At 67.7% G+C, this 11,115-nt stretch carries 8 protein-coding genes; all 8 read right to left on the bottom strand.

All coding sequences use genetic code 11. The features are described from left to right. Positions 1–4: 4 nt before the first annotated feature. A complete protein-coding gene (locus AC5Y4H_RS16255; RefSeq protein ID WP_499983204.1) occupies positions 5–892 on the bottom strand; it encodes an ESX secretion-associated protein EspG in 888 nt (295 codons plus the stop codon). A gap of 20 nt (positions 893–912) precedes the next feature. Beyond that, positions 913–1,203, bottom strand: a complete 291-nt coding sequence (locus AC5Y4H_RS16250) for a WXG100 family type VII secretion target (RefSeq protein ID WP_067128585.1) — start codon at positions 1,201–1,203, stop codon at positions 913–915. A gap of 32 nt (positions 1,204–1,235) precedes the next feature. Continuing rightward, complete coding sequence (esxG, locus tag AC5Y4H_RS16245) at positions 1,236–1,529, bottom strand: type VII secretion system protein EsxG (RefSeq protein WP_007768837.1); 294 nt, start codon at positions 1,527–1,529, stop codon at positions 1,236–1,238. A gap of 63 nt (positions 1,530–1,592) precedes the next feature. Further along, a complete protein-coding gene (locus AC5Y4H_RS16240; protein ID WP_499983203.1) occupies positions 1,593–3,083 on the bottom strand; it encodes a PPE family protein in 1,491 nt (496 codons plus the stop codon). Positions 3,084–3,085: 2 nt separating this feature from the next. Next, positions 3,086–3,394 carry a PE family protein gene (locus AC5Y4H_RS16235; RefSeq protein ID WP_499983202.1) on the bottom strand — a complete coding sequence of 103 codons (309 nt, stop codon included), beginning with the start codon at positions 3,392–3,394 and terminating at the stop codon, positions 3,086–3,088. Between the two features lie 39 nt (positions 3,395–3,433). After that, on the bottom strand, positions 3,434–7,429 hold the full coding sequence (eccCa, locus tag AC5Y4H_RS16230) for a type VII secretion protein EccCa (protein ID WP_499983201.1): 3,996 nt from the start codon (positions 7,427–7,429) through the stop codon (positions 3,434–3,436). Continuing rightward, on the bottom strand, positions 7,426–9,033 hold the full coding sequence (gene eccB, locus AC5Y4H_RS16225) for a type VII secretion protein EccB (RefSeq protein ID WP_499983200.1): 1,608 nt from the start codon (positions 9,031–9,033) through the stop codon (positions 7,426–7,428). Before eccB ends, eccCa begins: the two co-directional genes overlap by 4 nt. Then, positions 9,030–10,871 (bottom strand): type VII secretion system ESX-3 AAA family ATPase EccA3, encoded by a 1,842-nt coding sequence (eccA3, locus tag AC5Y4H_RS16220; protein ID WP_499983199.1) that lies wholly within the window; start codon positions 10,869–10,871, stop codon positions 9,030–9,032. The genes eccB and eccA3 overlap by 4 nt, the downstream gene beginning before the upstream one ends. Positions 10,872–11,115 lie beyond the last annotated feature (244 nt).

Here is an 11,115-nt window from a genome sequence, read left to right as displayed (position 1 = left end):
CGTATTACGAGTGTTGGACGGAAAAATCTCGGGCTAACCGGTGTTCGGCGAACCATCCGGCGTCCGGCAGCAGGGCGGTCAGTTGTTCGATCGCGACGGCGATCGAAAACGGTGTTCCGGGCGCGAAGGTCGAAACCCACTCGCCGTCGAAGGCGAGGGACGGACTGACCAGCACCCGCCCCTCGCGTGCGTCGACAATGCTCAACCCCACCTCGCTGGTGGAGTGCCGGCCGTCGCTGTGGCAGCCGGCGACGATCTCGACGTAGTTACGTGGCCCGTTGAACACCGATTCCACCACCTTCCGTGCCGATTGCGGAATACCCAGGTAGTCAAGGACTTCGGCGAGCGGGGCGCCCGAACGCAGTCGTTCGTCGGCTCGGGCACCGACCCGCGTCGGCATGCTGAACTCGTCGAACCGTGCGGGCGGCCGGTCCGCGAGGCCGACGGTGAGCACGGGGACCAGCGCTCGCGGATCGTCGATATCCATGGCGGTGAACGTGATGAGCTGCGCGCTGCGCAGCGCGACCACCGTGATCGACGGCTTGCCGGCCACACCGGTGCGCTGCGCGACGACGCCGCGCAGCAACTCGGCGCCGCCGCCCGCACCGGTGTCCTTGGCCGGGCCGACGTAACGCAGGTCCAGCCACCGCTGTGGAAAACACACCACTTTGATCCACTGGGCGACCGCCGGGTTGACGACTCCGCCCGCTGAGACCAGGCCGAGCTCGGCCAGCTCAGCCCTCTGGCGGTCGAGGAACGCGTTGCGCTCCGCGGCATCACGATAGGGTGAGGTGATCGCCAATACCCAGGGAAAGCTCCCCGCCCCAATCGTCTCCGCGATGAACCACGCGTGATCGACCGTCAGCTCGACGGCGTTGGGCGCTGAGTCCATCAGGTTCGTTCAGTCACGACCTAACCGCCCCACTTGGCGGCTTCGGCCTGGTCGCGGGCCAACATCGACATGGTGTTCGCCTCGTGGGTGCTGGCCATCGACTGGTAGGCGCGCACCAGGCTCTCCATCGCCTGGTTCCACTGGGCCTGCCACACCTGGTAGGTCATACCGGTGTCACCCTGCCAGGCGTTGGACAACGTGGCCTGCTCGCTGGCGATATCCGAGCCGAGCCCCTGCATCGTGCCGGCGTAGCCCGACATGTCGGCGGCGTGGTTCAACATCGCCGGGTAGTTGTACATGATCTGCGACATGACAAGTCCTTTCGCGGTTGCTAGCGGTGAGATCAGAAGGCGGTGTAGCCGGACGCGGCGGCGGCATCCGCGGCCACGTAGGTCCCGGCGGCGTCCCCGAGGTTGGCCTGGGCGATGTCCAGCAGGGTGTTGACCCGCGCGGCGACCTCGACGAACCGCGCGTGCGCGGCCTGGAAGGCGGCCGAGGACTCGCCCTGGTGGAACGCCTGCGCCGACATCGCTTCCTGCTCGGCCTGGCTGATCGTGCTGCGCATCAACGCCGCTTTGGCGCTGAAGGCCGACTGTGCCGCCACCAACTGCGGAATGTGAGCGTCCAACATACTCATGTTGATTCCTTTCTGTTGCTTCCGTTGGGGTTTCGGTAATTCACCTTCATCTGGCTGACTGCCTTAACCCCCTTCCCCGGGCTCGGTTGGGCTTGTTCCGTTGCCGGCTTTGTGCTCCCAGGTGCCGGGCACCATCGGCGTCCGCGGGCCACCACCGAAGTCGTCCTCGGCCAGCTTGGTCAATCCGGCCGCCTGGAAAGCTTTCTGGCGCCGCGTGGTTCCGGCGAACCCCAGTGGTCCAGCCCCCTGGGCGGACGCGACGGCCGCGGCCACTTCCTCCTCGTCGCCGAAATCCGGGGGAACACCGAAATCGGAGTCCATGTCCGCGTACTCGTCGGCGTGGTCGTGCAGTGCGGCCCGACGCCTGCGCCGCGCCCGCGACTCGGCGCGGCCGGCCGCCGCGGCACCAACCGCCGGGATGGTCGCGGCTGGAGCCTTGGCCCCACCGCGGCCGCCCAACGTGGGTCCGACACCGCCGTCCGGTTCGCCGCCCACGGCCACCAGGTAGGCGAAGTTGCTCGCCGCGGCTGCCGGCGCCGGCGCGGCGGGCGCACCGGAGCCCGCGGCAACAGTGGTTGCCGGGGCCCCGGCCGGCGTCGCCACCGTCGGAGCCAGCGCGACCGCCGGCAGCATGGTCGGCCTGTTCGATGCCAGCACGGGGGCCACGACGGCGGGGGCGGCATCCGGCGTTGCCTCGACGGGCATGTTGAGCAGGGAACTGAGTCCGATGCCCAGCAGTATCGGCAACAGGAACGGCACAGTCAGGATCGCGCCCCAGGTCGGCCAGCCGACGGCGTTGAAAAACACTTGGTAGGCAACGAAGAACAGCAGCGGCCCGTTGGCCGCCAGCAGCGCAGGCAGATTCTGCAACATCTGCTGGATGTTCTGGAAGAAGTCCTGCAGGAATCTGGACAGCTGCTGGATGAAATTCTGCAACCAATCCCCAGGGCTGTTCTGCGTGGCGTTGGCCGCGAGACTGTTGGTTTGGCCGCCGGGATTCACGATGGGAGGCGCCGCCGTGGTGCGCGGCGTCGCGGCCAGGGCCGAGCCCGACACCGCCTGGTAGGTGCCCATCGTGGTGGCCGCCTGGACCCACATTCGTGCGTAGTCGGCCTCGTTGACAGCAATCGGAATGGTGTTGATACCAAAGAAATTCGTGCCCACCAGCACACCGTGCACGGTGTGGTTCGTGGCCAGTTCCGCCAACGTCGGCATGGCGGCCAACGCGGCGGTGTATGCCGTCGCCGCGACCTCCTGCTGCGCGGCGGCACCCGCGCTGTCCACACTCGCCTGCTCCAGCCACGCCAGGTACGGCAGGTGGGCCGCCACATACTGCTCGGCGCTCGGCCCCTCCCAGGCCCCGGCCTGGGCCTCCCCCAACAGTCCACTGAGTTCGGCTGCCGCCGAGGCGTATTGGGTGCCCAGCGAGGTCCAGGCGCCGGCGGCCGCCAACAGCGGGCCCGGACCTGGACCGGCGCTGAGCAGCGCCGAATGCACCTCGGGTGGCGACGCCATCCAGATAGCGGACCCGATTGGGGCCAGGGGGCCAGTCATTGTCAGGCGCTCGCGATTCCGAACGTCGCAGCGGCCGCGGTGTCGCCCGCGAGATAGCTTGCGCCGGCCTCGCCGACGCCGACGCCGGCGCGGCCCAGCTCTTCGACGCCCTGGGCCGCCATAACGGAATGCTCCTGGCCCTGAGCGCTGAATCCGACCGCCGTTTGCAGCGATACCGGATCGACCGCCGGCGGCACCACCGCCGTGATCGCCGGAGCCGCCGCCGCGTGCGCGGCCGCCAGCCGCGCCGTCAGCGCCTCCACCGCGGCGCTGGTCGCGGCCAGACCTTCGGGAACCACTCGCAGGGTCATGGTTACTCCTTCCCTAGTCCTTCTCGGACTTCGTAAACATCAGTGGGCGAATCCTTCGTTTGCGCCCTCTATCACGGACTCCCCGACCAGCGGGTTGACCAGCTGCACGTAGGTCGGAGCGTCGCTGTCGCCCAACAGGATCGCTCGCCCGGCGGGCAACCGGCCGAATCGCTGACCGCGGATCTTGCCGCTGTCCTGCGGGTTGCCCGCGAGCATCAACGTGGTCGCCTGCAGGTCGTTGAACCGGCGTAACAGCGGGTTGGTCATCAAGGCGTGTCCCGAGCCGGTGGCCCGCGCGGTGACGATCACCCGCAGCCCCAGATCGGCCGCCTGCGAGAGCAATCCGATCAGCGGCGTCCACGGCCGCTGCCCGACGTAGGGCCCACTCATCGCGGGCGAATCCGGTATCTGGTCGACGTCGTCGATGATCAGATAGTGGGTGTGGCCGGCGTAGCGCCAATGGGCCAGCTCTGCAGGCGGCAGGCCGGCCGGCGGTCGCCGGGATTCGATGAGATTGGCCAGGCCCACCATCGCCGGGGTGATCCGGTCGATGTTGGCGGTGTACTCGTTGTCGGCGAACAGGGGCTCGTCGACGAGGTGGAGCCGCCGATCCAGCACCGTGAAGGCCACCTGGTCAGGCGTGGAATGCTCGCGCACGGTGCGGATGAGGTGACGCAGCAGCGTGGTCTTTCCAGACTTGCTGTCGCCGAACACCATCAGCAGGGGGTTTTCGGCGAAGTTGACCACCACCGGCGCGAGATCTTCCTCGCGCTGGCCGATGACGACCTGCTCCGGCCCGCGGTACAACGACCCGACCGTTTCCGGCACGAGGTTGGTCGGCAGCAACCGCACCGGCGGTGCGGTAATACCCGGGTAGCGCGCATTGAGCGCGGCTACTGGGTTTATTTCCGCGTCCAGCTCGGGGGCAGCGAACAGGAAATGCTCTGCGGCCATGGTCAATCCGCGCCCAGGCTGATCGTGCGGAACGGCCTCGGCGGGCCGGCGCAGGGCGCCGACCACCCGCACGTTGCTGTCCCGCGGGTCGTGCAGCTTGAGCTCGAGCCGCAATCCGAGGCCGTCGCGCATGGCCAGCGGCACCTCCAGCCAGCTGGGGGTGGTGACGACGACGTGGATGCCATAGGCGAGGCCGATGTTGACCATTTCGCTGACCCTGGCCAGCAACGGGTTTCGGGTGTTGAACTGGTCCGTGTTGTCCCGGCCGAAGGCGTAGAGGTTGTCGATGACCAGGAACACCTCGCCGAACCCGTCCTCGTGGGCGCCACCCTGCTTGTCCCGGAACGCCTCTCGCCGCTGCCGCGACAGCAGCAGCTGTTCGAGTTCGCCGAAGGTGCGCCGGATACGTTCGGGCTCCAGCGCGGAGGCCACGCTGCCGACGTGCGCCAGGTCTTCGAGTGCCCGCAGCTTGCCGCCGCCGTAATCCAGGCAGTAGAAGGTGACCTCGCGCGGCGAGTGCAGGCTGGCCGCCGACAGGATGAACGTCTGCAGCGCGGTCGACTTGCCCGATTTCGGTCCGCCGTGGATGACCATGTTGCCGGCCGACGAGGCGGCGTCGAACACCAATGGGTCGCGGCGCATCTCGAACGGCTTGTCGATCTCGCCGAGCGGCCACTGCCACTGCCGGGGCGGCACGCCGGCGCGGGCCAGCATGGCGGTCAACGGGATCGGCTCGTCCAGCGGCGGCAGCCACAGCTGCGGCGCCCGCGGGCCGTAGCCGGCCAGCTGATCACCGATGGTGGCGATCAGCTTGCGCGGCGGCCCGGTCAATTCGTCTTCCTCCGGGGCGGTGATCACGGTGTCCTGATCGGGTTCGACTCGCCCGGCCGTGAACAGCTTCGGTTCCGGGATGGAGGGCACCACAAAGGATTTGGCCTTGACAGGCGGGTCGTAGATGCCGTCGACATAGGTGCTGCGGAACTTGATGGGCGTCGCGCCCGGGGCGGGCACCAAGAAGCCCACGCCCTTGTGCTCCTTGCCGGATTCGATGTGGTAGGCATCCTCCACGCCGATGATCTGGCGAGACACGCTGGGACTGGCCACCTTCAGACCGATGCGATAGGAGGTGTTCTTGTCGATGTCCTTGATCTTGCCGACATCCAGCGTCTGCGACGCGAACAGGATGTGGATGCGGAACGAGCGGCCTTTACGCGCGACGTAATCGAAGAGCTCCGCATATTCCGGGTGGTCGGCCAGCATCAGGGTGAACTCGTCGGCGACCACGAAAAGCGTCGGGATGGGCGGCAGGTCGTTTCCGGCGGCGATGGCGGCCTCGTACTCGACCACCGAGTTGAAGGCGCTGCCCTGCACCTGACGGCCGGCTTCGCGCAGCAACGTCTCCCGGCGGGCCACCTCGCCACGCAGCGTGTCGGCGAACCGGTCGGCCAGCGACTTCTTCTCTGCCATGTTGGAGATGACGGCGACGACTTGCGGGAAATTACGGAAGCTGTCGGCGCCGGCCTCACCCTTGAAGTCGGCATAGATGACGATCAACCGATCCGCCGAATGGGTCGTCAACAGCGACAACAGGATCGACATCAGGGTCTGGGACTTACCCGAACCCGTCATACCGATCATCAGCCCGTGCGGGCCCATCCCGCCCTCGGCTTCGTCCTTGAGGTCGAACATCAACGGCTCACCGGTCGCGGTCACCCCGATCGGAACGCGCAACTCGTCCTCGCGGCGGCGCGGCGCCCACAGGGTGGGCACGTCCAGTTGAGAGGCATCCGAGATGCCCAGCATCGTGGTGAACGTGGCGCCGCGGGTGGCCGCCGAGCGCAGCCCGGTGTGAGTCGGGTTGGAGTCCCAGCGCGACAGCTGACGCGCCAGGTGCGCCGCCTCGTCGGCGCCCAATCCGTCGGCGTTGTCGATGTAGGGCTGCCACCCGCCGGTCTGCCAGCGCTCGATGACGCCGGCTCGGCTGTCGCCGCCGCTGACGCGCAGGATCGGCTGCTCCGGATCCGAATACTGCTCACGGTTGGGAGGTGTCGCGCTGCGGTGCACGACGGTGACACCGGCCCGGCCCGGCGCCAGCGTCGACGCGTTCAGGTCATTGTCGGGGTCGTCGACGACGATCAGCAGGTGACGGAGCGCGGCGGCGGGCTCACCGGTGAACGCAGGACGGTCGACGAGCGCCGAACCCAGGGTCGTGACCAAGTCGTCGGCGTCGGTGAAGATGAAGCGGGCAGGGCCGACCCCGTCGAGCTGACCGGGAACGTCGATGTGCGGCAACCACTTCAGCCACGACCAGTCCGGGTTCTCCGGATTCGGGGTGACCAGCGCGACCCCGAGCACGGTCGGGTCATGCCAGGTCACCGCCTGAGCGATCCAGGCGCGCAGCGCAGCGCGCGCCTCGGCTTCCGGGCCAAGCAAAGTGATTCGGGAGACCTTGGCCAGGTCGATTCCGGTCGGCACGTCGCGCACGGTGCGATGGGTCTCCAACAGGCTGCGTAATGCGCTGTGCGACACCGGCTCCAGGTCGATCTCGTCGGCGGTGTCGTTGACGCGCAAGGCGGTGGCCAGTGGCACGTGATGGCGGCCGGCACGCACCACCAGGAAGTCGGGATCGTGCGGGTCGCGCTCCCATTGGCGGCGGGATCCCGGCACGGCGGCCAGCGCGGCCGGCTCCGGATGGGACCACTGCGCGGCGGCGCGCTGCGCGGCGGCCTGGGTGCGGATGTTGTCCCGGACCACCGAGAGGTAGCGCAGGTAGTCGGCGCGTTCGGCGTCGACCTCCTCGGTGCGCGTCTTGTTGTCGTTGCCGCGATACATTGCGGTCGCGGCGAGCAACAGCACGAACGGGAAGAACAACGTCTGCGGCGAGATCAGCCGCATCCCGGTGGCGAACAGGGCGACGACCATGCCGACGATCAGGATCACCAGCACATAGGGCATTGCCCGCCGCAGGAACGACGGCGGAATCACCCGGGGCAGTTCGGGCGGCGCCTCGATGGCGATGGTGCCCTTGCGGGTCACCGGCGGCGCCAGCCGGCGGCGCGCTTCGAAAATCAGTCGGCTCATCGGGGGGCTCCCTCGGCAGATGCCACACGGCCGGGCTTCTGGTCGGGCGTCAGCCCGTCATGTGCCAGCAGCGCGTCGGCGCGCGATAACGTCGGACCATTGGCGAACAGCGACAGCACCGACCATGGGACGGGAACCGGCGACCCGCTAAGGCCCAGCGCCTCAACGGTTTTGCCGTGCCCGGCGGCCGAGTGCTCGGCCTCGTTGTCGATGCCGTAGCGGACGCCGGTGTCAGAAACCCAGAACAGCGAGCCGGTGCCCGGTGAGTCCGGGCCGCCGCCGACGGTCTGGGTGAAGTAGCCGGTGCCCGGCGCGAGGGCGACACGGGTGGCGGTTGTCGCCGCGCCGCCGCCCACCAGGTCGACGGTGCGGATCGATTCCGCGACGGGCAGCGCGGAGCCCGACATCAGGTTCAGCGAGCTGGTGGCGGCCCCGGCCGGCTTCCCCCAATAGGCGCATGTGACAGGGGCTTTGGCCGCGTCGACGACGCCGATCTGTTGATCCGGGTACCGCGCGGTGTCCAGCATCCGCGACACCGGCAGCTTGGCCACCGCGTCGGCACCCAGCCGCGGCGGCTGGTCGAGTCCATAGGAATTGGTGTTGCGCAGGATGGCGGCGAGCACCGGTGAGATCTGCTGCAAACCGTCGGGCAAGACGGCGTAATACCGCGGCGCGCCCGAGGAACTCTGGTCCAGGGCGTAGGAGACCACCACCGCGCCGATCGGCGCGGGCACGCTGAACGGCGTCGGGGCACCCGCGTTCGGGATGACGGGCGCCGTCAGCGGCGGTCCCTCGGGTATCGCGTTGAACAGGCCGAGCGCGATGGGCCGGGGCGCGGGCACCTCGGAATTGTTCTGTCCCAGGCCAAGTGCGTTCGTGATGGCGTGGTCGGTCAGGTTGATCTGCGAACGCCTGCCGTCCCACAACAACCAGGTGCTGCCGTCCCTGTCGACGAGGATCGCCTGCCGCGACGGGAGCGCCGCGGCGCGCGCGCCGCTGCTGTCCGGCCGCCCGGCGATCACCGTGACGCCGGTGCTGTGGGCGGCATGCCCACCCTGGGACGGCTGGCTGACCGAGTCGCACACCGTCCAGTTCGCGTCGTGCGAGGGGTTTTGCACCATGCGTTCCGGGGCGCCCGGGATGCCGATCAGGTTGCCACGCGGAAAGCGGTCCAGCTCAGTGCTTTTCACCATGGTGGGATCGGCCGCATGGCCGGTGATCAGCCTGGCGGACGTCAAGTTGAGCACCGGATGCAGGTCGTCGCCGACTCGGACATACAAAGCGGCGGTCGACCGGTCGGCAAGTATGGCGTTGGTGCCGACCGTTCCGCTCGGCCGGATCAGGGAGAAGACGAAGCAGCCGGCCAAGCCGGTGATCAGAAGGACCGCACCCATGGCCACTGCGCGCGACTGCGTCCGCAGCGGGTCGACCAGCATCCTGGTGTCGTGCAGGGCGATACCGGAGGCGATCCGGCGCATCACGAACCGCCAGCCGGTGACCTGGTGGCGGGTGACGAAACCGCGGCGGTACTCGACCTGGTCGGGGTTGTCGTTGACCGGCGTGCGAGAAGTGAACGAACGGCGTTCGTCGGACTCGTTGCTCATGCCGGCACCGACAGGCCAAGGCCGCGCAGCAGCGGCTCCACCGACCGTTCGACGTCGTCGTCGGTGATCGTCATCAGCTCCTCGTCACTGAATTCGCCTGTGCCCGCGTGTTCCGAGTGGTCGAGCCGGAACTCTCGTTCTTCCTCGGAGCGTTCGACGATGTTTCGGACGAACCGACCGTTACCGGCGATGTCCAGGTTGCGCCGCGAGATTCCGTTGGCATCCGGAGTCGACTCGGATGCCAGCTTGGTGAACAACGCCTCCATGTGTTGCAGCGCAGACTGTTCGAAGATGCTGTCGCGCTGCTCGGCCATGGTGTTGGCGATCTCGACCAGCTCCGACGGTGCGTAGGAGGGAAAGTCGATGTTGCGGGTGAAACGAGAACGCAAGCCCTCATTGGTATCCAGGAACTTGTCCAAGTCGGCGCGGTATCCGGCGATGATGACCACCAGACGGTCGCGGTCGTTCTCCATCCGCGCCAGCAGGGTGTCGATTGCCACCAGGCCGAAGTCGTTCTTGGCGCCCGTGGCGACCAGCGCGTAGGCCTCGTCCAGGAACAGCACGCCGTCCAGCGCGCTGTCGATGATCGCGTTGGTCTTTGCCTCGGTCTCACCGATGTGCTGACCGATGAGGTCGGCGCGGTGCACCTCTCGGATGTTCTCCCGCTTCAAAAGTCCCAGACCGCAATAGATCTTGGCGACCACGCGGGCGATGGTGGTCTTGCCGGTTCCGGGTGGGCCCGCGAAGACCAGGTGGTGGGCGCGCTGTGCGACCGCGAGGCCACGCTGCTTGCGGACCAATTCCATCGCGACCGAACTCTTCAGCCGCGACACCTGGTTCTTGACCTCGTCGAGCCCGATGAATTCGGCAAGCTGGCGCTCGGCCTCGTGTAGCAGCACGGCTTTGCGTTCGTGCGCAGCGGGATCGACGAAATCCTCTGCGCTGGGCTCGGTTTCGGGGTCCCATGGATCGGTGCGGGCTTCGATGCGGGCCGCCGTGGTGGTGACGATCCCGAAACTGGTGTCGGTCAGGGCCTGTTCGACCTGTTCGTTCTCGGGATGCCCGGCGTACAGATCCTGCAGCACCTCGCTGGCCGAGTCTTCGTCCACGTGCGCACGCAGCACCAGCGCCTTGGCCAGCGCGCCGTCGACGGCAGCCACCGCGACGGGACCGTCGGGCTCCTCCAGGTACGACAGCGACGGGGCGAACATGCCCAGCCGAGCCAGCGCGGTGCCCAGGGCGATCTTGGCGGCGTGCGAGAACGCCTCGTCCAGATCCGCGTCGTTGACGATCGGGGTCAGCAGCTTGACAACGTCCGACCAACGCTCGGCGCGATAGTTGATGACGACGGACACCCAGCGGGCTTCGCGCCAGCTGGGGCGGCCTGCAGTCAGGCCGCCGACGATTTCGTCGGCGTCAGCAAATCGTCCGGCCGTTGCCAGCGAGGCCGCGTAGGCGAGGTGGAAGTCGTCGGGCGTCGTGGCGCGGAACTGCAAATAGAGTCCGGTGTCGTAGCGGAAGCCCAGCGAGCCCGGCGCCAGATCGACCTGGCGTTGCAGCGTGCCCGCGGTCGCGACGTTGCGCGATACCGCCTCGAGCACCCGCAGGGACACGTCGCCGGCCGCCGCGAGGCCCGTCCACGCGTCGCACTGGTCGTGAGCGACCCGGGTCAGCGCGCTGAAACCGGAGCGCGCGGCGGCCAGATCGGCGGGACGCTGGCGCTGATAGACGACGATGCCCAGCGCGCGACAGCACGTTGCGAAGCGGCTGACGACGTCCTCGTCAACCCGTGAACTAGCAGGCTGAGCTGTGAGCATGCCGGTGTCACCGCGCTCCACGGCCGCGTCTTTTCATTTGTGTAGCCTCCCCTAACCTAACCGCCTGAAGTTAGCATTGCATAAGCTAACTGTCGAGGCGTTTGGGCCTATCCGGCTCATCGCTGCACAGTCCTTCTTTTACCGCTGTTGAGGACTTGTTCATAGGCCTTTCTCCGCATTTTCGGCATACTCACAGCCGCACGTGGGGCGGCCTCACAGCAAGGCCCTACCTTAATGAAAATCATTTTCATTATCAACTCGACCC

The organism is Mycobacterium sp. NGS58, assembly GCF_059812385.1.
Note: the sequence above shows the minus strand (reverse complement) of the source record. Positions and strands in the feature narration are given on the sequence as shown.